At 61.9% G+C, this 22,765-nt stretch carries 23 protein-coding genes; 17 read left to right on the forward strand and 6 right to left on the reverse strand.

Features of this window, described 5'->3' with window-relative positions; genetic code table 11:
• The first annotated feature begins 31 nt into the window (after positions 1-31).
• The gene (locus tag FDP28_RS05255) at positions 32-1,252 is read left to right on the forward strand and encodes a pyridoxal phosphate-dependent aminotransferase (protein ID WP_144659597.1); all 1,221 of its coding nucleotides are present in this window, start codon (positions 32-34) and stop codon (positions 1,250-1,252) included.
• Positions 1,253-1,307: 55 nt separating this feature from the next.
• A complete protein-coding gene (locus tag FDP28_RS05260) occupies positions 1,308-2,162 on the forward strand; it encodes a polyphosphate kinase 2 family protein (protein WP_144659599.1) in 855 nt (284 codons plus the stop codon).
• Positions 2,163-2,165: 3 nt separating this feature from the next.
• Here FDP28_RS05260 and FDP28_RS05265 read toward each other — a convergent pair whose 3' ends face one another.
• On the reverse strand, positions 2,166-2,432 hold the full coding sequence (locus FDP28_RS05265; protein WP_144659602.1) for an exodeoxyribonuclease VII small subunit: 267 nt from the start codon (positions 2,430-2,432) through the stop codon (positions 2,166-2,168).
• A 28-nt stretch (positions 2,433-2,460) separates the two neighbouring features.
• Positions 2,461-3,738: an exodeoxyribonuclease VII large subunit gene (gene xseA, locus FDP28_RS05270; protein WP_144659605.1), complete on the reverse strand. Its 1,278-nt coding sequence runs from the start codon at positions 3,736-3,738 to the stop codon at positions 2,461-2,463.
• A gap of 181 nt (positions 3,739-3,919) precedes the next feature.
• Between xseA and FDP28_RS05275 the strand changes: the two genes are divergently transcribed.
• Entirely contained in the window at positions 3,920-4,783 is an 864-nt protein-coding gene (locus tag FDP28_RS05275; RefSeq protein ID WP_144659608.1) for a hypothetical protein, read from the forward strand.
• 24 nt (positions 4,784-4,807) lie between these two features.
• On the forward strand, positions 4,808-5,893 hold the full coding sequence (locus tag FDP28_RS05280; protein WP_144659611.1) for a 4-hydroxy-3-methylbut-2-enyl diphosphate reductase: 1,086 nt from the start codon (positions 4,808-4,810) through the stop codon (positions 5,891-5,893).
• 98 nt (positions 5,894-5,991) lie between these two features.
• On the opposite strand, the gene FDP28_RS05285 is transcribed toward FDP28_RS05280, so the two are convergent.
• Positions 5,992-7,224 carry a DNA recombination protein RmuC gene (locus FDP28_RS05285; protein WP_144659613.1) on the reverse strand — a complete coding sequence of 411 codons (1,233 nt, stop codon included), beginning with the start codon at positions 7,222-7,224 and terminating at the stop codon, positions 5,992-5,994.
• A gap of 111 nt (positions 7,225-7,335) precedes the next feature.
• Here FDP28_RS05285 and ychF point away from each other — a divergent pair, with 111 nt between their 5' ends.
• Positions 7,336-8,421, forward strand: a complete 1,086-nt coding sequence (gene ychF, locus FDP28_RS05290) for a redox-regulated ATPase YchF (RefSeq protein WP_144659616.1) — start codon at positions 7,336-7,338, stop codon at positions 8,419-8,421.
• 114 nt (positions 8,422-8,535) lie between these two features.
• Here ychF and FDP28_RS20745 read toward each other — a convergent pair whose 3' ends face one another.
• Positions 8,536-8,664, reverse strand: a complete 129-nt coding sequence (locus FDP28_RS20745; protein WP_260842342.1) for a hypothetical protein — start codon at positions 8,662-8,664, stop codon at positions 8,536-8,538.
• A 108-nt stretch (positions 8,665-8,772) separates the two neighbouring features.
• Between FDP28_RS20745 and FDP28_RS05295 the strand changes: the two genes are divergently transcribed.
• The 7 genes from FDP28_RS05295 to FDP28_RS05325 all read left to right on the forward strand — a co-directional run bounded on the left by FDP28_RS05295 (position 8,773) and on the right by FDP28_RS05325 (position 15,822).
• The gene (locus FDP28_RS05295; protein ID WP_144659618.1) at positions 8,773-9,285 is read left to right on the forward strand and encodes a DUF1877 family protein; all 513 of its coding nucleotides are present in this window, start codon (positions 8,773-8,775) and stop codon (positions 9,283-9,285) included.
• Between the two features lie 56 nt (positions 9,286-9,341).
• Complete coding sequence (locus tag FDP28_RS05300; RefSeq protein WP_186313513.1) at positions 9,342-9,785, forward strand: helix-turn-helix domain-containing protein; 444 nt, start codon at positions 9,342-9,344, stop codon at positions 9,783-9,785.
• Entirely contained in the window at positions 9,782-10,114 is a 333-nt protein-coding gene (locus FDP28_RS05305; RefSeq protein ID WP_144659622.1) for a HepT-like ribonuclease domain-containing protein, read from the forward strand. The genes FDP28_RS05300 and FDP28_RS05305 overlap by 4 nt, the downstream gene beginning before the upstream one ends.
• Before the next feature lie 314 nt (positions 10,115-10,428).
• Positions 10,429-12,111 carry a peptide ABC transporter substrate-binding protein gene (locus FDP28_RS05310; protein WP_144659625.1) on the forward strand — a complete coding sequence of 561 codons (1,683 nt, stop codon included), beginning with the start codon at positions 10,429-10,431 and terminating at the stop codon, positions 12,109-12,111.
• 127 nt (positions 12,112-12,238) lie between these two features.
• Complete coding sequence (locus FDP28_RS05315; protein WP_144659627.1) at positions 12,239-13,168, forward strand: ABC transporter permease; 930 nt, start codon at positions 12,239-12,241, stop codon at positions 13,166-13,168.
• Positions 13,158-14,102 (forward strand): ABC transporter permease, encoded by a 945-nt coding sequence (locus FDP28_RS05320; RefSeq protein ID WP_144659630.1) that lies wholly within the window; start codon positions 13,158-13,160, stop codon positions 14,100-14,102. Before FDP28_RS05315 ends, FDP28_RS05320 begins: the two co-directional genes overlap by 11 nt.
• A 10-nt stretch (positions 14,103-14,112) precedes the next feature.
• Positions 14,113-15,822, forward strand: a complete 1,710-nt coding sequence (locus tag FDP28_RS05325; protein WP_144659632.1) for a dipeptide ABC transporter ATP-binding protein — start codon at positions 14,113-14,115, stop codon at positions 15,820-15,822.
• A gap of 82 nt (positions 15,823-15,904) precedes the next feature.
• On the opposite strand, the gene FDP28_RS05330 is transcribed toward FDP28_RS05325, so the two are convergent.
• Positions 15,905-16,741 (reverse strand): SGNH/GDSL hydrolase family protein, encoded by an 837-nt coding sequence (locus FDP28_RS05330; RefSeq protein WP_260842343.1) that lies wholly within the window; start codon positions 16,739-16,741, stop codon positions 15,905-15,907.
• A gap of 283 nt (positions 16,742-17,024) precedes the next feature.
• Here FDP28_RS05330 and typA point away from each other — a divergent pair, with 283 nt between their 5' ends.
• Positions 17,025-18,941 carry a translational GTPase TypA gene (typA, locus tag FDP28_RS05335; protein WP_144659638.1) on the forward strand — a complete coding sequence of 639 codons (1,917 nt, stop codon included), beginning with the start codon at positions 17,025-17,027 and terminating at the stop codon, positions 18,939-18,941.
• Positions 18,942-18,976: 35 nt separating this feature from the next.
• Positions 18,977-19,393 (forward strand): hypothetical protein, encoded by a 417-nt coding sequence (locus FDP28_RS05340; RefSeq protein WP_144659640.1) that lies wholly within the window; start codon positions 18,977-18,979, stop codon positions 19,391-19,393.
• Here FDP28_RS05340 and FDP28_RS05345 read toward each other — a convergent pair.
• Positions 19,341-19,577 (reverse strand): putative acetyltransferase, encoded by a 237-nt coding sequence (locus FDP28_RS05345; protein WP_144659643.1) that lies wholly within the window; start codon positions 19,575-19,577, stop codon positions 19,341-19,343. The two genes, FDP28_RS05340 and FDP28_RS05345, sit on opposite strands and share 53 nt — an antisense overlap.
• A gap of 134 nt (positions 19,578-19,711) precedes the next feature.
• Here FDP28_RS05345 and fdxA point away from each other — a divergent pair, with 134 nt between their 5' ends.
• The 3 genes from fdxA to FDP28_RS05360 all read left to right on the forward strand — a co-directional run bounded on the left by fdxA (position 19,712) and on the right by FDP28_RS05360 (position 22,716).
• Positions 19,712-20,038 carry a ferredoxin gene (fdxA, locus tag FDP28_RS05350; protein ID WP_018776555.1) on the forward strand — a complete coding sequence of 109 codons (327 nt, stop codon included), beginning with the start codon at positions 19,712-19,714 and terminating at the stop codon, positions 20,036-20,038.
• A gap of 14 nt (positions 20,039-20,052) precedes the next feature.
• Complete coding sequence (dapC, locus tag FDP28_RS05355) at positions 20,053-21,201, forward strand: succinyldiaminopimelate transaminase (RefSeq protein ID WP_144659645.1); 1,149 nt, start codon at positions 20,053-20,055, stop codon at positions 21,199-21,201.
• Positions 21,202-21,432: 231 nt separating this feature from the next.
• On the forward strand, positions 21,433-22,716 hold the full coding sequence (locus FDP28_RS05360) for a citrate synthase (RefSeq protein WP_018776553.1): 1,284 nt from the start codon (positions 21,433-21,435) through the stop codon (positions 22,714-22,716).
• Positions 22,717-22,765 lie beyond the last annotated feature (49 nt).

A 22,765-nucleotide genomic window follows, 5' to 3' on the forward strand; every position in this document is an offset into this window, starting at 1 on the left:
AACTACATCACCCGTGTGGCATATTTGAGGAATGGCGAATTTCAAGCAGTCCACCAAGCTTCATAATGTCCTCTACGACATCCGTGGACCGATCCTTCAGGCCGCCCAGCAAATGGAGGCGGAGGGTCACAGGATCCTCAAACTGAACATCGGAAACCCGGCCCCCTTCGGCTTTGAAGCGCCTGACGCCATTTTGGTGGACATGATCCGCCACCTGCCCAATGCCCAGGGTTACAGCGATTCGCGCGGGATTTTCTCGGCAAGGACCGCTGTTTCCCAGTACTACCAGACCCGCGGTATCCAAAACATCCACGTCGATGACATCTACCTCGGAAATGGTGTCAGCGAACTCATCACCATGTCCCTCATGGCGTTGCTCGAGGATGGCGACGAGGTCCTCATTCCCACCCCGGACTACCCCCTGTGGACAGCATCTGTCGCGCTGGCCGGCGGCCGTCCCGTGCACTACCTCTGCGATGAAGATTCAGGCTGGCAGCCTGACCTTGATGACATGGAATCGAAGATTACCCCCCGGACCAAGGGCATCGTGGTGATCAATCCCAACAATCCCACCGGTGCTGTCTACCCGGAGGAGACCCTCAGGCGGATTGTGGCCCTGGCCGAAAAGCATGGCCTGGTGCTGTTCGCCGATGAGATCTACGAAAAAATCCTGTACGAAGACGCCGTCCACACCAACCTCGCCGGACTGACCGGGGACGACGTGCTCTGCCTGACGTTCAGCGGGCTGTCCAAGGCCTACCGGGTCTGCGGTTACCGTGCCGGTTGGATGGCCATTTCCGGGCCCAAGAAGGACGCCGCGGATTACCTGGAGGGCATCAACCTCCTGGCCAACATGCGCTTGTGCGCCAACGTTCCTGCCCAGCATGCCATCCAGACCGCGCTTGGTGGCTACCAGAGCATCAACGATCTCATCCTTCCCGGTGGCAGGCTCCTGGAACAGCGCAACAAGGCTTACGACCTCCTCAACGCCATTCCCGGGGTCAGCACCCAGCAGGCGAGGGGTGCCCTGTACTTGTTCCCGAAGCTGGACCCGGAGGTCTACCACATCAGGGATGACGAGAAGTTTGTCCTTGACCTGCTGAAGGAGCAGAAGATCCTCGTCTCCCACGGACGTGCGTTCAACTGGGTTCGCCCTGACCACTTCCGCATGGTGACCTTGCCCAACGTGAAGGACATTGAAGAGGCGATTGGGCGCATGGCGGACTTCCTGTCGAGGTACCCGGGCAACTAGCCTGAGGTTCACAGCCGCGTCATCGGGGCGCGGTCGGGGAAGAAGGGGGCGCCACATGGCTGCTGTAGTTGAGTTCGCCAAGAGTCCAGCCGAAGTTCTGAAGGTCGGGCCCGGATTTTCGTTGGCAGGCGTCGACCCTCAGTCCACCCCCGGCTATGCGGGGACCAAGGCGGACGGCAAGGCTTTGCTCGAGGCCCAGGACGACCGGCTGGCAGAACTGCAGGAGCAGCTCTTCGCCGAGGGCAAGTTCGGCAGCTCCAAGAGGCTCTTGCTGATCCTGCAGGCCATGGACACTGCGGGCAAGGGCGGAATCGTGAGCCATGTGGTGGGCGCCATGGACCCGCAGGGTGTGCACCTGGCCGCCTTCAAGGCTCCCACGGACGAGGAAAAGTCGCATGACTTCCTGTGGCGGATCGAGAAGGAAGTCCCGGCAGTCGGCATGGTCGGGGTGTTCGACCGGTCCCACTACGAGGACGTACTGATCCACCGTGTCCATGGCTGGGCCGACGCCGAGGAACTCGAACGCCGCTATGCGGCCATTAACGATTTCGAGGCGCGCCTGGCCGAACAGGGCACCACCATAGTTAAGGTCATGCTGAACATCAGCAAGGACGAACAAAAAGAGCGCCTGATTGCCCGCTTGGACGATCCCGCCAAGCACTGGAAGTACAGCCGGGGCGACCTCGCCGAACGCGCCTATTGGGACGACTACATGGCCGCCTACAGCATCGCCTTTGAGAAGACCTCAACGGATGTCGCGCCTTGGCACGTCGTACCGGCCAACAAGAAGTGGTACGCCCGGATCGCCGTTCAACAGCTGCTGCTGGAGGCCTTGGAAAGCCTGGATTTGGACTGGCCCAAGGCCGATTTCGACGTCGCGGCGGAGCGGGCGCTCGTCGAGAAGTCCTAGGGACTACTGCTGCTGGTCGGCGCCCGCTGACGTACCGCCGTCGTTCCCTGCGTCCCGGGCCGTTGCCAGGCGCTTCCGGGCGCCCTCCAGCCAGTCCTCGCAGCGCTTGGCGAGGGCTTCGCCCCGCTCCCAGAGGGCGAGGGATTCCTCAAGGCTGGCGCCACCTGCCTCAAGGCGGCTGACGACGGCCACAAGTTGTTCGCGTGCTTCTTCGTAACTCAGGCTGTCCAGGGACCCGGGCCCAGGGGATGCTGCGTTGTTCTCAGTCATGATGTCCTTACGTCGGTGTTCAGTGGCTTCAGGGGTCCAGGCGTTCAGCATGGCCTGTGGAGGCTGCCTTGAATCTTCCGTGAGCGACCCGGACGGCCAATGCTGTCCCGTCCGGTGCCTCTTCGGGACTGCTGACTACGTGGTGTCCGGCCTCGTCTTCCCCGATGAGTTGGACGACGGCGTAACCGCGGTCCAGGGTTTTTTGCGGCGACAGTGCGCGGACCTGGGCCCGCAAGTGGTGCACCTGGTCCAGGGCCCGCACAACGGCCGTGCTGACGGCCGAATGTGTCCTGCGCTGCAGACGGTGGATATCGTCCGCCCGGGCGTCCACCATGGAGGCCGGTGATGCCAGGACCGGCCTGGACTTCAAGGACTGGAGCCTGTCCGTCTCGCGGTCCACGAGTCGGCTGATCCCACGACGAAGGTGATCCCTTGCTTGGCGGACCATCGCCAATTCTTCTGCCACGTCCGGAACAATCCGCTTGGCGGCGTCCGTGGGCGTGGAGGCGCGCAGGTCCGCTACATCGTCCAGGATGGGTCGGTCCGCCTCGTGCCCGATGGCACTGACCACCGGCGTGGTGGCAGCAGAGACTGCCCGGATGAGGTCCTCGTTGCTGAACGGCAGGAGGTCTTCCAAGGCGCCTCCGCCGCGGGCGAGCACGATGACGTCAACGTGTGGATCGGCATCCAGTTTCTTCAATGCAGCGATGATCTGGGCGACGGCGGTGTTGCCCTGGACGGCCACTTCCCGAACGTCGAATTCCACTGCGGGCCAGCGCAGGGCGGCATTGCGCATGACGTCCTTCTTAGCGTCCGAATCCCTGCCCGTGATCAGCCCGATGCGGTGGGGGAGCAGCGGCAGCTTGCGCTTCCGGGAATCGGCAAACAGGCCTTCGGCGGCCAATGCCTGGCGAAGCCTTTCGATCCTCACCAGCAGGTCACCGAGGCCTACCGGACGGATGTCCTTGACCGACATGTTCAGGCGACCGGTTTTCACCCAGAAGTCCGCCTTGACCAATGCCACCACCCGCGAACCGCGTTCCAGCGGTATCTTTTGCCGGTCCAAGACTGTGGACCACACAGATGCGGGCAGCGAAATCTCCGCATCCACATCCCTCAGGGTGAGGAAAGCGTTGCCGCCCCTGCGGTTCATTTCAATGACCTGGCCCTCGATCCACGCTGCGGGAGCACGTTCGATGTGGGCCTTGAGCTTGCGGGAGAGCAGCTGCAGTGGCCAGGGGTTGTCCGGGCTTGTTTCGGCAGCAGTTCCGGGGAGGGTTGATTCCGGCATGGCTTCAGCGGACATGGCTGGTCCGTGCCTGTCCCGGTCGCTGCGTTCGTGGCTGCATGTTCATGGTCCTCGTTCAGGGGTGCGCCCTTGGATCGCGGCCGCCTTCCAACTCTATCCATAGCTTGATCCCCGGCACCGACATTTTTCCTATCATGTGGACAGACCTAGGATGGTGGCACTGCCCCCGACTCCGAGGATGATTTTGCGAACTTTTGTCTCAGTAGTTGGAGTGGTCCTCGCCGTGCTCCTTACGGCCGTCGCCGTTCCCACAGCGTGGGTGGACCAGAACATCGTCAAGGAAGATGGCTTTGTCCGCCTGGCTGGCTCCCTGGGCAACGATCCCGAATTCCAGAGCCGGCTGGCCGCGGCGGCTGTAGGAACCTTTGAGTCCTCAGTTGATCTGCCTGAGCCCATCCAGTCCGTTGCGTCCGATGCCCTCCGGAAAGCTACCTCGGGAATGCAATCGTGGAGTGACTATCCACAGGCGTGGCAGGACACGGTCAGGAACAGCCACAGGCACAATTTCGGCACAGTGGACCAGCCGGAGGAAAACCGCGCAAGTACCGCTTTGGTTCTCGATATCGCTCCCATGGTCAGGCTGATCCGGGACCACTTCGCCGAGGCCACAACTATCCGCATTGACGTTCCGGCCGAAAGCCTCGTGTCGCTGGGGCAGCCAACCCACCGCCAACTCGTCGAACGCGTAGCTGCCTTCGCGCCCTTGTGGTGGGTGGCGACCCTCGGCGCCGCTGTTTCAGCTCTCTTGGCGATCGTTGCGGCACGACGGCGATCGCTGGTGTTGGTGTTCCTTGGCCTCGGTGGTCTGGCACTTGCGGCCCTTTGGACTGCAGGAGCGGATCTCGCCGGGTCAGTGGTGGGGAACCTCGACAGCGCCAACAGCGTGGCGGAGTTGTTCAAGGATGAATTCCTCACGGCAGCGCGGGCAGGATTCGGCCAATGGGTGGGTACCTCGGTGGTCGTCTCCGGCGCACTTGTTGTGGTCGGTGTCATAGCTGCTGTGGTGTCAGGGCGACAACGGTCACGTTCTGCCCGCAGCTAAAGGCCGTGCCGGTAGCATGGAGGCATGACCAGCACAGCAGTTTCCATTCCTATGCCAACGGTGCCCCGCAGACGGCGATCTCCGGAAGAGGTACAGGCGGCGGCCCCGGTTGTGGGTCCCAAGAAGGTCTTGCTGGCTGCTCCGCGCGGCTACTGCGCCGGTGTCGACCGGGCTGTCATCGCCGTTGAAAAGGCGTTGGAGCACTATGGGCCGCCGGTTTACGTGCGGAAGCAGATCGTCCACAACGTTCACGTGGTCAGCTCCCTTGAAGAACAGGGCGCCATCTTCGTTGAGGAAACCGACGAGGTTCCCGAGGGCGCATTGGTGATTTTTTCGGCGCACGGCGTCTCGCCGGCTGTGGTCCAATCTGCCGAGGACCGCGGCCTGCGCACCATTGATGCCACGTGCCCCTTGGTCACCAAGGTCCACCGTGAAGCTGTCCGGTTTGCTAAGGACGACTACGACATCCTGCTGATCGGCCACGAAGGCCACGAAGAGGTCGAGGGGACCGCAGGTGAGGCCCCTGAACACATCCAGATCATCAACGGCCCCCACGAGGTCGACAAGGTCACCGTCCGTGATCCTGAGAAGACCATCTGGCTTTCACAGACGACACTGAGTGTCGACGAGACCATGGAGACGGTCCGCCTGCTCAAGGAGCGCTTTCCCACGCTTCAGGATCCGCCCAGCGACGACATCTGCTACGCCACCACCAACCGCCAAGTGGCCATCAAGAAGATTGCTCCACAGGCTGACCTGGTGATTGTGGTTGGCTCGGCAAACTCTTCCAACTCGGTCCGCTTGGTCGAAGTGGCCCTTGAATACGGGGCCAAGAGCTCCTACCGGGTGGACTTCGCGAACGAGGTGGACGAGGCCTGGTTCGAGGGCGTGGCCACCGTGGGCGTGACGTCCGGGGCATCTGTACCGGAGGTGCTGGTGCAGGACGTTCTGCGACTGCTCGCCGAGTACGGATACGGCGAGGTCCAAGAGGTTGTGACGGCAGAGGAAGACCTTCTCTTCTCGCTGCCCAAGGAGTTGCGCGCCACCTTGAAGAAGGCCGGCGACGTCTCCCGTGCACTCGGCGGACGTGGGAACCGGCCGACGTCGTAGCGGTGGGATCCGGGCCAACCCGAAGCTGAAAAGAGACCCGCAGCGGGCCAGCCATCATGGCGGCGCGCTGCGGGTGTCTTTCGTTCAGACGGTTTTGTTCAGGCAGCCGACTCGTGGTCTTCCCGGTCCTCAAGGAGTTCCGGGGCTGCCAGGGCCCGGGGGACTGCTTCGACAGACGGCGGGGCTGTGAGCCCGGCGTCGTCCATGGTGTTGAGCTTGCGGGCTGTCGGGAGGACGCGCGCCTCCAAGGTCCCCACCATGGCGTTATAGCGGTCCACGGAGGTCTTGAGGGAGCTCCCCAGCTTGCTGACATTCTCTCCGAGTGTGCCCATGCGCTCGTAGAGCTGTTTGGCGAGTTCGAAGAGTTCGTGGGCGCTGTCGGTGAGCACATCCTGGCGCCAGGTGAAAGCAACTGATTTCAGGACCGCCAGCAGTGTTCCGGGCGAGGCCAGGACGACGTTCCGGGACAGGGCGTGCTCCAGCAAAGCAGGGTCGGCCTCGAGTGCGGAGGCCAGGATGGACTCTGCCGGCAGGAAACAGATCACGAGTTCGGGGGAGTTGCCGGGGATGTCCCAGTACTTTTTGGAAGCCAAGGCGTCGATGTGGGCCTTCAGCGCCTTCGCGTGCTGTGCCAGGAGAGCTCTGGAGTCCTGGCCGCTGGCAGCCGTGACGGATTCTCCCAAGGAGCCAGCTCCGTGCAACTGCTCCTGGGCGGCGAGGTAGGAGGCCAGAGGGACCTTGGCGTCCACCACCAGCTGCTTGCCTCCGGGAAGCTGAACCACGAGGTCGGGCCTCAAAGTGGTCTCGGTTTTGCCGGAATGGACCTGTTCGTGGAAGTCCACGTGCCGCAGCATTCCAGATGCCTCCACCACCCGGCGCAGTTGGACTTCGCCCCACTGACCGCGTGCGCTGTTGGAGCGCAGTGCGGAGGCCAGGGCATGCGTTGACCTCAATAGTTGTTCATCGGAAAGGCGGGCATCCTGGAGCTGTTGGGCAAGTTGCCCGTATTGCTCCACACGGTCGCGTTCCAGCAGCGAGACCTGCTGTTGGACCGCTGTCAGCTTCTCAGCGACTGGAGCCAGTGCCCGCAAAACACTGCCGTCGGAGTTCCTGGCCGCGCTCAACTCGCGGTTCTGCGTGAACAAGAGCCGCCGCTCGGCGTCGGCCGCTGCCAACTGTGCCGTCACCTCGGAAAGCCGCGACGAAACGGCGTCGAAGTCCTCTTCCAAACCTGCGCCCCGGCGTCGGAAAACAACATAACCGGCAGCGAGACCGACCGCGGCGCCGATCAGCAGCATCAGCAGGGCCAAAACCAATCCAAATCCATCCATGAGGCAACCCTGTCACAGGGGTACGACAGTTCTAGCGAGGCGCCCGGTTGGAGGGCCGTTGGCAGGCATCGACAAGCGGAGACACCGCTCCAACGGGTAGAATCAATGCTCGTGGCTCTTACTATTGGCATCGTCGGACTGCCCAACGTCGGCAAATCAACCCTTTTCAACGCACTGACCCGTAACCAGGTGCTCGCTGCGAACTATCCGTTCGCAACGATCGAACCGAACGTCGGCGTCGTGAACCTGCCCGACCCCCGTCTGGCGAAGCTGGCCGAAATCTTCGGCTCCCAGCGTTTGCTGCCGGCGCCGGTTTCCTTCGTGGACATCGCGGGCATCGTCAAGGGCGCGTCCGAAGGTGAAGGCCTGGGCAACAAGTTCCTGGCCAACATCCGCGAGGCTGAGGCCATCGCACAGGTGGTCCGTGTGTTCGACGATCCCGATGTCATCCACGTCGATGGCAAGGTCGACCCGCGCTCCGACATGGAGACCATCAACACCGAGCTGATCCTCGCTGACCTTCAGACCATCGAAAACGCGATCCCGCGCATCGAAAAAGAAGTCAAAATCAAGAAGCGCGATGCCGCGGAACTGGCCGCCATCAAGGCCGCCCAGGTTGTGCTGGAACGTGGCGACACCATCTTCTCCTCCATCAAGAGCGACAAGCTCGAAATGGGCCACCTCAAGGAGCTCGGTCTCCTGACGGCCAAGCCGTTCATCTACGTCTTCAACGCCGACGAAGGCATCCTCGGAGATCCTGCCAAGCAGGAGGAACTGCGTGCCCTGGTGGCCCCCGCAGATGCCGTCTTCCTTGACGCCAAACTCGAGTCCGACCTCGTTGAGCTCGACGAGGAAGAAGCCCGCGAGATGCTGGAAATGAACGGCCAGTCCGAGTCCGGCCTGGATCAGCTGGCGCGCGTCGGCTTCCACACCCTCGGCCTGCAGACCTACCTCACGGCCGGCCCCAAGGAAACCCGTGCCTGGACCATCCGGCAGGGCGACACGGCGCCCCAGGCGGCCGGCGTGATCCACTCCGACTTCCAGCGCGGCTTCATCAAGGCCGAAGTTGTCTCCTTCGATGACCTCATCGAGGCCGGCTCCATGGCCGAGGCGAAGTCCCGCGGCAAGGTCCGCATCGAAGGCAAAGAGTATGTAATGGCCGACGGCGACGTGGTGGAGTTCCGCTTCAACGTCTAGTCAGGACCGGGGCCATTTCGGCGCCGACGTCTCAACAGGGCCGCAGGTCATGGAGTCTCACCACTTCATGCCCTGCGGCCTTTGCTGTTGGGTGGGGGCCGATGGACGTTATTCCTAGGAGTTTTCGCGCTCTTCCTCGGCGGTTGTTTTCGCGTCAGGCTCGGGGACGTCGTGGACCTTTTTCGGGATCTTTCCCTCGACGTCGGCAGGAACCGGGGGATCTTTTTCTTCGTCTGTGGACATGGCCCAAGCATAGTGGGGTCGGTTCGCGGGAGGCCGCCCAGGTGAGAGTTATTCACATACGCCTTTTGAGCTGTCCCTTTCCACCATCCGGCTGAGCACACTTGGCATATGGGAATCAGATACTACGCTTATGCCTTCGACGGCGAGGTCACCGACCTTGCGCTTGCCGATCCGAGACGTTTTCTATCGTCGGATCCATTAGCCGACGCTTGGGGCCTTGAATGTGTGGACGGGGTCACGATCGCCACGTTCAAACAGTCCGTGCCTGAGTGCGACATGCTCTATCTGGATAAGGCGTGGCGGCAGCTGCAAGCGTGCACCGCGCCTCCCGCACCTGGGATGGAGGTGAGACCTGCATTTCGCATGTTTGAAGGCCAAGTAACAATGCATCACGACGGATGGGACTCCTGGTTGCGCGTTCTCACGCCGGGGGAAATGGCGGCGGTGTCCCAGGACCTGAAACGCATCTCTGAGAACGATCTGAGGCAGCGGCTACCCGCTGTACCACGCGCCGACCAAGAATCTGAGGTGAGCTATGCAGCTCATTACCTGGAGCAGGCGAAGGGCTTTGTCTCGAACCTTGTGACAACTGGGCGCGGAATGGTGTATCTGATCGGATGAGCGAGAACTTGACTTCCGTCATGCCGGTTGTACATATCACGCGATATCATTTTGGAGTGACCAATGTCGTGCGGGAACTTCGGGAAGCGGCCGGACTCAGCCAGGCAGAGCTGGCATCCCGGTCCGGCGTGGCTCAGCCCAACATTGCAGCCTACGAAGCTGGTCGGCGTAGGGCATCTGCGCAGATGGTTGAGCGTCTGCGTGCCGCCGCCCGCCCCCTCCCGCATGAAGCCCTCGAAGTCCACCGCCGGGAATTGGCAAGCCTGGCCGGTCGCTTCGGTCTTAGCAATCCGCGGGTCTTCGGCTCAGTCATTCGGGGCACCGACCGCCCAGGCAGCGACCTTGACATCCTGGTCACACGATCGCCCGGGGTTGGATTGTTGACTGTCGCGGCGTTTGCCGCGGAAGCAAGTGACTTGCTGGGGGTGGAAGTTGACGTCGTCACCGACGGCGGATTGCGTGAAGATCACGAAATCCTGACTACCGCCGTCGCCCTATGAATCAAAGGGACGCAGCCGCACTAGGGGAGATCGTTCGTTTGTGTGACGTCGCGGCGGCCCTCGTCAGGCGTGGCCGCGCTTGGTACATCGGCGATGCTGACAATGTTCCTGGGCTGGCGGCTGAATCGTTGATTATCAAAATCGGCGAAAACGTAGCACGTTTGAGTGTTCACGCGACCAATTCGCACCCCGAGGTTCCGTGGTCGCTGATCAAGCGGATGCGGGATCGCCTCGCGCATCACTATGAGGGCACGGACTATGACGCGGTCTGGGACACCCTTGTCGCCGACTTGCCAACGATCCAGAATCTCATCCGCTCAATTACCTAGTTCCCATTTACCGAGTTCCGGGCCTGTCTAACCGCATGGGTGCGAAACCGCGGCCCTTCTTGCCAAAAAACTTTCCTGTCCTGCTGTCAGACAGCGTATGCTACCACCGAGTAACGTTTGACTTGAAATTCCCGGCGTTTTAGGCATCTAGAGGTTGCGGAACGGTTACAGTTTGGCCAGCATGTTCCAACATCCGGACGCAATGTGGGTAGGCTTACACTCACATGTAGGCAACGTCACAGTAGGAAACTGTGCCGTGCTGGGGGAAACCACGAAACTTCCCCTGCTCAACTCCCTGACTAATAGGAGGCGGAATGCGTTTCTCGCGCACTTCCAAAGCTCTAGGCGTAGCGGCGATCATCGCCCTCGCAGTGACCGGCTGCGGCGGCGGCTCCGGTACCAGCAACAACAGCTCAGCCGCAGTCGATCCGAACAAAGTAATCACTGCGTACAGCAACGAACCGCAGAACCCGCTGCTTCCCGCCAACACCAACGAGGTGTATGGCGGCCGCGTGGTCGAACTGCTGTTCGAGGGCCTTCGCACGTACGACGCCGACGGCAAGCCGGTCAACGCGTTGGCTGAGTCCATCGACACCACCGACTCGCAGAACTGGACCATCAAGGTCAAGTCCGGTTCCAAGTTCACCAACGGCGAGGCAATTACGGCCAAGACGTTTGTCGACTCGTGGAACTTCGCTGCCCTGAGCACCAACCTCCAGAACAACGGCTTCTTCTTCGAGTCCATCGAGGGCTACGCCGATGTCAGCGCAGTCAACGAGACCACGGGCGCCGATGGCAAGAAGACCTCGACTCCGGCTCCCAAGGCACAGACCATGTCCGGCCTTGTAGCCAAAGACGACTCCACGATTACCGTGAAGCTCGCGCAGCCTGAGGCCGACTGGTCGCTGCGTCTGGGCTACTCGGCGTTCTTCCCGCTTCCCTCCGAGGCACTCAAGGACTCCAAGAAGTTCGGCGAGAACCCGATCGGTAACGGCCCGTACAAGATGGCGAAGGAAGGTGCCTGGGTACACGACCAGTCCATCTCCCTGGTCAAGAACCCCGACTACAGCGGCCCCCGTGCTGCGAAGAACGGCGGCGTGACCTTCAAGTTCTACACCGACCCGGGCCCCGCATACACGGACCTGCAGGCCGACAACCTTGACATCACTGACGTCATCCCGTCCAACGCCCTGAAGACCTACACCACGGACTTCCCGGACCGGAACTCCACCAAGCCGGTGGCTACCGACTCCACGCTGAACATCCCGCCGTACAACCCGAACTTCCAGGGTGAAGCCGGAAAGCTTCGCCGCCAGGCGCTGTCCTACGCGATCAACCGCGAAGAGATCGCGAAGGTTGTCTTCAGCGGTACGCGTACTGCCGCCAAGGCCTTCGCTCCGCCGGTCATCGATGGTTTCAAGGCTGACCTCAAGGGCAGCGAAGTGCTCAAGTTCGACGCTGCCAAGGCCAAGGACCTCTGGGCCCAGGCTGAGAAGATCAAGCCTTACGACGGATCCAAGCCGTTGCTCATCGCCTCCAACACTGACGGTGGCAACAAGGAATGGATCGAAGCCGTGGCAAACGGTTTCAAGAACAACCTCGGCATCGAGGCTGAAATCCAGCCGTTCGCGAAGTTCGCCGAAGTCCTGGACCTGCGCAAGTCGCAGTCCCTCCCGGGTCTGACCCGCGCTGGCTGGCAGGGTGACTACCCGTCCCTGTACAACTTCCTGGGACCGGTGTGGGCCACCAACGCTTCGTCCAACTACGAGAAGTACTCGAACCCTGAGTTCGACAAGCTCCTCAAGGAAGGCCTGGCGGCCAAGTCCACTGAGGAAGCAAACGCAAAGTTCAACCAAGCACAGGAAGTCCTGTTCCAGGACCTTCCCGGTCTGCCCCTGTGGGACCAGGCCCGTGCGATCGTGTGGAGCAACAACGTCATCTCGGCCGAAACCGGCTGGAACGGTGGCATTCGCTACTTCAACATCGAAGCGAAGTAATCCGCAGGATCTGAGCTTGCCGTAAGGCAATGGGGGTCCGGCTTGGAAGCCGGGCCCCCATTCGCCTGCTGCGGCAGGAAGGTAGAAATGACACCCCATCGAATAACCAACGGAAAGAGGTGACCCTGTGGTTCGCTACATTCTTCGGAGGCTGCTTCAGGTAATCCCAGTCTTCCTGGGGACCACCCTCCTTGTGTACTACATGGTCTTCGCACTTCCGGGCGACCCCATCGCTGCACTGTTTGGTGATCGCCAGCCACCGCAAAGCGTGATCGACGCCTTGCGTGCTCAATACAACCTGGACCAACCGTTCTGGGTCCAATACGGGATCTTCCTCAAGAACCTGTTCACGTTCAATCTTGGCGTCGACTTCACCCAGCAACCCATCGCAGCAGCGCTGGCCAGGGCATTCCCCGTCACCGCCATGCTCGCGATTGAAGCAATCATTATCCAGGCCGTCTTTGGGGTGGCGTTTGGTGTTTTCGCGGGGCTCCGCAAGGGCAAGCTGTTTGACTCCACAGTTCTGGTGACGTCCCTGATCGTCATTGCCGTGCCTACCTTTGTGCTCGGCTTCGTGTTCCAGCTCGTCTTCGGTGTCCAGCTCGGCTGGGCCAAGCCAACAGTCGGTGGCAACGCCGATTGGGGCAACCTGCTTCTTCCGGCCATCGTCCTCGGGTTGGTCTCCTTTGCCTACGTGCTGCGCCTGACCCGGGCCTCGGTCATCGAAAACATGAATGCCGACTACGTTCGCACTGCCACTGCCAAGGGCCTGTCCCGGCCCCGCGTTGTGATGGCACATATCCTCCGCAACTCGATGATTCCCGTGGTCACCTATCTTGGTGCCAACCTTGGCGGGCTCATGGGCGGAGCAATTGTCACCGAGGGCATCTTCAACGTTCCCGGCATTGGCAACAAGCTGTATCAAGCCGTTCTGCGAGGCGAAGGACCTACGGTCGTGGCGATCGTCAGCGTTCTGGTGCTCGTCTTCGTGGCGGCCAACTTGCTTGTAGACCTCCTGTACGCCTGGCTTGACCCGAGGATCCGCTATGACCAGTAACCCAGAACATTTTGTCGCTCCCGTCGACGAAACCCCTCTTCAGGCCACCGACTCTGTCAAGGTGGACGAAGCTCCTTTGAGCCTGTGGGCTGACGCATGGCGCAAGCTGCGCCGCCGGCCAATGTTTATCGTTTCGGCATTGCTCATCCTTTTTCTGACTTTTGTCGCGATCTTCCCCGGTGTTTTCACCAACGTTGCTCCCAACAATGACTGCCAGCTCGCCAACTCCGAGGGCGGCCCCACTGCTGGTCACCCGTTTGGTTTCACCCTTCAGGGTTGTGATGTTTTCTCCCGGGTGGTTCATGGTACTCAGGCCTCGTTGTCCGTAGGCGTGCTTTCGGTGCTGTGCGTGCTGGTTATCGGCGTGACGTTGGGTGCTCTGGCCGGGTACTACGGCGGCTGGTTGGATGCCGTCCTGGCGCGGTTGGGTGACATCTTCTTTGCGCTTCCGCTCATTCTGGGTGCACTCGTCATCACGCAGCTGCCGTTGTTCCGGGAAAACCGGAGCGTATGGACCGTGGTTTTGGTGATATCGCTCTTGGCATGGCCACAAATGGCGAGAATTACCCGTGGCGCGGTCATTGAGGTACGTAATGCCGACTTCGTGACAGCTGCCCGTTCGCTGGGCGTGTCCAAGTTTGGTGCACTCGTTCGCCACGCATTGCCCAACGCCTTGGCACCGGTCATCGTGCTGGCAACGCTGGAACTCGGTGTTTTCATCGTCGCCGAAGCAACGCTGTCCTTCCTGGGTATCGGACTGCCCCCAGGCATCATGTCCTGGGGTAACGACATCGCAGGAGCGCAGGCATCCATCCGGACCAACCCGTCCATCCTGCTTTACCCGGCAGCCGCCCTGTCCATCACCGTCCTGAGCTTCATCATGCTTGGCGACGCCGTCCGCGATGCTCTTGATCCCAAGAGCCGTCAGCGCTAAGGAGGCGACCATGACTTCTGCCAACATCAGAATTGATGAAGCCACTGCACCAGTGCGGCCAATCCTGGAAATCAAGGACCTGGCCATCACCTTCAAGACCGGTTCCGGAGAGGTCAAGGCAGTAAAGAACGCGCACTTGACCATCATGCCGGGCGAGACGGTCGCCATCGTGGGTGAATCGGGTTCAGGAAAATCGACGACGGCGCTGGCCGCCATCGGCTTGTTGCCCACCAACGGACGCGTCTCGGGTGGGCAGATACTGCTCGACGGCGAAGACATCGCCCATGCGCCGGAGAAGCGCATGATCGAACTGCGTGGCAGCCACATCGGCATGGTTCCGCAGGACCCCATGTCCAACCTCAACCCCGTGTGGAAGATCGGATATCAGGTCAGGGAAACCCTTAAGGCCAATGGCCGGCCGGATGGCCCAGAAGATGTTGCCCGCGTCCTCGCAGAGGCCGGTCTTCCGGATGCTGCCCGGCGTGCAAAGCAGTACCCGCACGAATTCTCCGGCGGTATGCGCCAACGCGCGCTCATCGCCATTGGCCTGAGCTGCCAGCCCAAGCTGCTGATCGCCGATGAACCGACTTCAGCTTTGGATGTCACGGTTCAGCGGAAAATCCTGGACCACTTGGACAAGATGACCACCGAACTTGGTACGTCGGTGCTGCTTATCACCCACGACCTCGGACTCGCTGCAGAGCGTGCGGACAAGGTCATCGTGATGTACCAGGGCAACGTGGTGGAGGCAGGGCCTTCCCTGGAATTGCTCCGCAATCCGCAACACCCCTACACCCGACGCCTTGTCGAGTCTGCACCGTCATTGGCCTCGCGCCGCATCCAGGTTGCCAAGGAACAGGGAGTGGAAGCGGGAGACCTGCTTGCTCCTGTGGCCGCGGTCGAGGAACGGGCAACCGATGACGTCCTGCAGATCAAGAATCTGCGCAAAATTTACAAGCTGCGCCAGGGCCTGGGCCAGGCGACGGACTTCGCAGCAGTGGATGATGTCAGCTTCGCTGTGAAGCGCGGTACCACCACGGCAATTGTGGGGGAGTCCGGTTCGGGCAAGTCCACCGTTGCCAAAATGGTGCTCCAGCTTGAAAAGCCTACAGAGGGCCAGATCATCTTCGACGGTGTGGACACAGCAGGGTTGAAGGGCAAGGAACTCTTCAAGTTCCGCCGCCGCGTGCAGCCCATCTTCCAGGACCCCTACGGTTCCTTGGACCCGATGTACAACATCTTCAGGACCATTGAAGAGCCGTTGCGCGTCCACAAGATCGGGAACGCCGCCAGTCGCGAAAAGAAGGTACGCGAGCTGCTGGACCAGGTGGCTTTGCCGCAGTCCATGATGCAGCGGTACCCGAACGAACTCTCCGGTGGCCAGCGTCAGCGCATTGCAATCGCACGCGCCTTAGCCTTGGACCCTGAGGTCATCATCTGTGACGAGGCCGTGTCCGCGCTCGATGTCCTGGTCCAGGCGCAGGTACTGAACTTGCTGGCCGACCTTCAGGACAACCTCGGGTTGACCTACCTGTTCATCACCCACGACCTCGCTGTGGTCCGGCAGATCGCGGACCACGTGTGCGTCATGGAAAAGGGCAAGCTCGTGGAAACGGGCAGCACCGATGACGTCTTCGAGAATCCCCGCGAGGCCTACACCCAGGCCCTCCTGGACGCGATTCCCGGTGGTTCGCTGCTCCTGCCGCCCGCGGTGGCCTGACCGGCGTCGTAATTTCAAAGCAAGAGCCGGTGGTTCCATTCAAAGGGAACCACCGGCTCTTGCCTACTTAACCGAGGTCAGCCTACTTGGCTGCCGGAGAACTGTCCGGGCGGGCCGTGAGGCCCAGGGCGGTGAGTTCGCGGGCCAGTGCTACGCCGAGCTTTGCGTGCCCGGTCGGCTTCAGATGAACGCCGTCTTGGAGGTCACCGATGGCGTCGTAACGGGTCAACCAATCGCCCGCACTGACGAACGGGATGCCATGTTTGGCCGCGATCCGCCCCAGGAGGGCGTCCACTTCAGTCCGGCGTCCGCCTCCGTTGCTGACACCGCGTGCCAGGGTACCGATCATGGCCAGGCGCGAACCGGGGTAGCGGGTTTTCAGCGCGGCGAGCAAACGTTCGGCATTGCTCGTGATTTGGGCATCCGTAGCGCGCTGCGTGGCGTCGTTCCCGCCGCCTTCCACCACAATCAGAGGTGGCTCGCCGTAGGGGAGCACCCAGTCGCCGCGTTGGAGGGCGTCGATGTAGTTGCCCGTCTTGCCGTTGGTTGCCACGTATCCGGTGCCACCCATGCCTACAACATGCAGCTTGTACCCCAGGGCTGCGATGCCTTGCTGGGGCCAGGACCCTGCAGGCATGGCCTGTGAATCTCCGATCAGCACCGCTGTGTGGCGGATGTCAGCCAGCACGAGTTCATTGCGGTTGTTCGCTGGATTCTTATAAAGGGAACCGGCGGGGAGGTTCATCGCACTGGGTTCCGGGGCAACCCTCAGCGGTTTGTCGGAGGCCGCCGTCCGGGCAGGCGCGGGCGCGACGGATGGAGCAGGGGCACTGGTTGGCGCTGGTCCGCAACCGACCGCGAGGACGCCGACGGCGATCAACGGTGCGATCATGCGGAACACGGCCGAAGATTGGCGCATTGATTGGTCTCCGTGGGGCACTGGTTCTGCTGCAATCATCAAGCACCGGCTCAGGAAAATCCAGCATCTTGACTTGTGTTTACGAACACGTGACCTCCTGTGACTGATGCCACAATCCGGAGGCCAATAGCTTGCTTTTTAGGCTCATAAATGCATCTGCGTTTAGACTGGATGCAGGTGCCCTGTGTCCCGGGGTCTTTTCGCTGTGTGTTCCGATCAAGTCGATCAGGTATGCGCGCGGATACAAACAGCTGACTTCACCACTGAAACGAGTCATAAACGCATGTCTGAAACCATCACCAACACTGCGTCGCGGAGCGATCTGCGCAACGTCGCGATCGTCGCACACGTTGACCACGGCAAGACCACCCTGGTCGACGCCATGCTCAAGCAGACCAACTCCTTCGCTTCCCACGGTGAGGTTGAGGACCGCGTCATGGACTCCGGTGACCTGGAGCGCGAAAAGGGCATCACCATCCTCGCGAAGAACACCACGGTTGCCTACAACGGCCCGTCCTCCAACGGCGAGACCATCACCATCAACGTGATCGACACTCCCGGCCACGCCGACTTCGGTGGCGAGGTGGAGCGCGGCCTGTCCATGGTTGACGGCGTTGTGCTGCTGGTCGACTCTTCCGAGGGCCCCCTGCCGCAGACCCGCTTCGTGCTCCGCAAGGCCCTTGCTGCGCACCTGCCCGTTATCCTCCTGGTCAACAAGACCGACCGTCCCGATGCCCGCATCGACGAGGTCGTCCACGAGTCCATGGACCTGCTCCTGGGCCTCGCCTCGGACCTCGCGGACGAAGTTCCGGACCTCGACCTGGACAAGGTCCTCGAAGTTCCCGTGGTTTACGCCGCCGCCAAGGTTGGCCGAGCGTCCCTGGAGCAGCCGGCCAACGGCTCGGCGCCGGAGAACGAGGACCTCGAGCCCCTCTTCAAGACCATCATCGAGCACATCCCTGCTCCCACGTACAACCCGGACGGCGTGCTGCAGGCACACGTGACCAACCTCGACGCATCGCCGTTCCTTGGCCGCCTCGCCCTGCTCCGCATCTACAACGGCACCCTCCGCAAGGGCCAGACGGTTGCCTGGGCGCGCGCCAACGGCGAAGTCAAGAACGTCAAGATCACTGAACTGCTGGCCACCAAGGCGCTGACCCGTGTGCCTGCCGAAGAAGCCGGCCCCGGTGAAATCGTGGCAGTCGCCGGTATTGAGGACATCACCATTGGTGAAACCCTCACGGATGCCGAGAACCCGCAGCCGCTGCCGCTGATCACGGTGGACGATCCCGCGATCTCCATGACCATCGGTATCAACACCTCCCCGCTGGCCGGCAAGGTCAAGGGCGCCAAGGTCACCGCCCGCCAGGTGAAGGACCGCCTGGACAAGGAACTGATCGGTAACGTCTCCATCAAGGTGCTCCCCACCGAGCGTCCTGACGCCTGGGAAGTCCAGGGTCGTGGCGAGCTCGCCCTGGCCATCCTCGTTGAGCAGATGCGTCGCGAAGGCTTCGAGCTGACCGTCGGCAAGCCCCAGGTTGTTACCAAGACCATCGACGGCAAGCTCCACGAGCCGATGGAACACATGACCATCGACGTTCCGGAAGAGTACCTCGGCGCCGTCACCCAGCTCATGGCAGCCCGCAAGGGCCGCATGACCAACATGGCCAACCACGGTACCGGCTGGTGCCGCATGGAATTCATCGTTCCTGCCCGTGGCCTGATCGGTTTCCGCACGCGGTTCCTCACGGACACCCGTGGCGCCGGTATCGCAGCCTCCATCTCCGAAGGCTACGAGCCGTGGGCCGGTCCCATCGAATACCGCACCAACGGTTCGATGGTTGCCGACCGTGCCGGTGTCGTGACGCCGTTCGCCATGATCAACCTCCAGGAACGCGGTTCCTTCTTCGTGAAGCCCACGTCCGAGGTCTACGAAGGCATGATCGTTGGCGAGAACTCCCGCGCTGACGACATGGACGTCAACATCACCAAGGAAAAGAAGCTCACCAACATGCGTGCTGCTTCCTCCGACTCCTTCGAGAACCTGACGCCGCCGCGCGAGCTGACCCTCGAAGAGTCCCTCGAATTCGCCCGCGAAGACGAGTGCGTTGAGGTGACCCCGGAAGATATCCGTATCCGCAAGGTCATCCTCGACTCCAACGAGCGCGCCAAGGCCAACCGCGCCCGCGCCAAGGCCTAGTCCTAACTGGTTCTGAACCAGCCCGGAACAGCTTCATGAAGAGGGGAGTCGCCGGTACGGTCCGTGGTATTGCTGCGGCCGTACCGGCGGCTCTTTTCGTTGCTGCGGCAGGTACGGCGCTGCACCGGCAGTCGGGTCTCTGGTTCGGCGTCGAAATTTTCTGGGGAGTTGCCGCCGCGCTGCTGCTGCTCGCCTCAGTGCAGCTGTGGCTGGCGGCGTGGTCCCGCTCCATCCTCCCGACGGCGGTGGCAGGCGTGGTGGCCTATGCCGCCGTCGGCGTTTTGTCGTCCGCTGGATCAGGGAAGCAGCTGGTGCTCGGCGATACGCCGGGAACAGTGTGGATTTACGGTATCGGCGCAGTGACGCTGGTCATGCTCGTAGTCGCCAGTCGGCTCCGATCTACCGGGCCTGCCGCCGCGGCGGTGGCGGCGGTACCTCCTTCGCGGCGATGACCATCGACAAGGGAATTTCGACGTCGGTGGTGCGGGTCCGTACGGTACATGCGGTGTCGTTGCTGGCCAGCAGGTAGCCCAGTGCGTCGGTGAGCCCGTCGTCGATCCGGTACCGCACCACCACCCGTATGCCCGGCGTTGCGTTGAGCAGGAATTGGCGTGGAGGCAAATGTGGCGGATTCACCGTTTCATACTAAGACGCGGGCTAGGTTGGCGTGATCGCACTGTTGGATAATAGGCTCGGAAGTTGAGTGCCCGGCATGAAGCCGGCAGTATTACCCGGCCATCGCCGGGACAAACCGTGGAGAGGTCTGGGACGTGACGTACGTAATCGCGCAGCCGTGTGTGGATGTCAAGGACAAGGCATGTATTGAAGAATGCCCTGTCGACTGCATTTACGAAGGTGAGCGTTCCCTCTACATCCACCCCGACGAGTGCGTCGACTGTGGTGCCTGCGAACCTGTGTGCCCTGTGGAGGCCATCTACTACGAAGATGACACCCCGGAAGAATGGGCCGACTACTACAAGGCCAACGTCGAGTTCTTTGACGACCTCGGTTCCCCGGGTGGCGCAGCGAAGATCGGCAACACCGGCAAGGACCACCCGTTCATTGCCGCCCTTCCCCCGCAGAACCAAGACCACTAAGGGCGGTTGCATCCTTGATTTCCGCGGCCCCCGCCTTTGGCCTTAACCTGCCCGACTACCCGTGGGAGGCCATGGCTCCGTACGTTGCGACGGCGTCCAAGCACCCGGGCGGGGCAGTGAACCTCTCCATCGGAACTCCTGTGGACCCGACGCCGGGACTCATCCGTGACGCCCTGGCGGCAGCATCGGACGCCCACGGCTACCCGACAGTCCACGGCACCGAGCCATTGCGCCAAGCCGTCGTGGACTGGTTTGCCAGCCGTCGCGGGGTGCCGGGCCTCGATCCCAAGGATGTGCTGCCGACGGTCGGCTCCAAGGAACTTGTGGCCTGGCTGCCGTTCCTGCTCGGGCTGGGCGCCGGCGATGTTGTGGTCCGCCCCACCGTTGCCTACCCGACGTACGACATCGGGGCCTCCCTCGCCGGGGCTACCGCGGTTGCCGCCGATGACCTGGACGAGCTTGATCCGGCCACCCGCGCGAAGGTCCGCTTGATCTGGATCAACTCACCGGGCAACCCCACCGGAAGTGTCCGCGACGTCGAATCCCTGCGCCGGATCGTAGGCCAGGCCCGCGAGGTTGGTGCAGTGGTCGCTTCGGACGAATGCTACGCGGAACTGGGCTGGGGCGAATGGGATGCCCAGCGCGGAGGAGAAGCCGTCCCCAGCATCCTGGATCCCCGGGTTACCGGTGGCTCCACCGATGGCCTGCTCAGTGTCTATTCCCTGAGCAAGCAATCCAATCTGGCCGGCTACCGTGCGGCCTTCGCTGCCGGTGATTCGGCGATCATCGCCAACATGGTCAACAGCCGCAAGCATGCGGGCATGATCGTTCCGTACCCGATCCAGGAAGCCATGCGCGTCGCTCTGGGCGACGCCGGCCACGTCCTGGCCCAGAAGGAGCTGTACAGGGGCCGACGCGAGCGTCTTGTTCCGGCATTGGAGCAGTTCGGGCTTCAGATCCATGAGTCGAAGGCCGGGCTTTACCTGTGGTCCACGGCAGGCGAAGCCACCTGGGACACGGTTGCGCGCTTCGCTGACCTCGGCATCGTGGTTGGCCCTGGCGTCTTCTACGGAGACGCCGGCAATGGGTTCATCCGCGTCGCACTGACCGGCACCGACGAGCGTATCGGTGCCGCTGTGGAGAGGCTTGTCGCCAACGCATAACAATGCTGTGACTTGCGCCACTTATGGCGCCATTCCGCCAGTAACCGGAGGCTACGGATTAGTTCCGCAGGGTTACTGGCGGTAGCTTTTAACTGACTATCAATGGTGGCCTTCTCTAAGAATGCACTCCGGGCGTTGGAGCCCTGCAACAGCAGGCCTTGCAACGGCGGCACCAGAAGGTGGTTGGACAAGCGTTCGATAGAGGCCCAAAGGCCTCATGAAGGGGACTCCATGACTGAGACCACCAGCGCGACACTGCGCCATGCCGGCGGCGAACTCGAACTGCCGCGCATCAAGGTTGTAGAAGGAAACGAAGGTTACGACGTTTCCAAGCTGCTGAAGCAGACGGGCGCCGTTGCCTATGACCCCGGCTTCATGAACACAGCGGCCACCACCTCGGCCATTACCTACATCGACGGCGACGCAGGCATCCTGCGCTACCGCGGTTACCCCATCGAGCAGCTCGCACAGCACTCGAGCTTCCTCGAAGTTTCCTACCTGCTGATCTACGGCAACCTTCCCACTCCCACGGAGCTCGAAGAGTTCGATCAGCGCATCCGCCGCCACACACTCCTGCACGAGGAACTCAAGGGCTTCTTCGGAGGCTTCCCGCGCGATGCCCACCCGATGCCGGTTCTTTCTTCTGCCGTCTCGGCCCTGTCCACGTTCTACCAGGACTCGCTGGATCCCTTCAATGCAGAGCACGTGGAAGTTTCCACCATCCGCCTGATGGCCAAGCTGCCCGTCATCGCGGCGTACGCGCACAAGAAGTCCATCGGCCAGCCCATGCTGTACCCGGACAACTCCATGAACCTGGTGGAGAACTTCCTGCGCCTGAGCTTCGGCCTTCCGGCCGAGCAGTACGAAATGGACCCGGTAGTCGTCAAGGCACTGGACCTCCTGCTCATCCTGCACGCAGACCACGAGCAGAACTGTTCGACGTCCACCGTTCGCCTGGTGGGCTCTTCCAACGCGAACCTCTTCGCCTCGGTTTCGGCTGGCATCAATGCCCTGTTTGGTCCCGCCCACGGTGGCGCCAACGAGGCCGTACTCAAGATGCTCCGCCAGATCCAGGCCGACGGCATCAAGCCCGAGGACTACATGGAGAAGGTCAAGAACAAGGAAGACGGCGTCCGCCTCATGGGCTTCGGACACCGCGTCTACAAGAACTACGATCCCCGTGCCAAGATCATCAAGGCCACGGCCCACGAGGTCCTGGGCAAGCTCGGCGGCAACGACGAACTGCTGGACATCGCCATGCGCCTTGAAGAGAAGGCTCTTGCGGACGACTACTTCATCCAGCGCAAGCTGTACCCGAACGTCGACTTCTACACCGGCCTCATCTACAAGGCGATGGGCTTCCCGGAGAAGATGTTCACCGTTCTCTTCGCCATCGGCCGCCTCCCGGGCTGGATTGCCCAGTGGCGCGAAATGATCAACGATCCGCAGACCAAGATCGGCCGCCCGCGGCAGCTCTACACAGGGGAGCCGGAGCGCAACTACCCGGCCAACTAGTACGGCAATAACGACGGCGGCCGCCCACCTCGCGCGAGGTGGGCGGCCG

The sequence above is a fragment of the Paenarthrobacter nicotinovorans genome (assembly GCF_007670255.1).
GTDB classification, from domain to species: domain Bacteria; phylum Actinomycetota; class Actinomycetes; order Actinomycetales; family Micrococcaceae; genus Arthrobacter; species Arthrobacter nicotinovorans_B.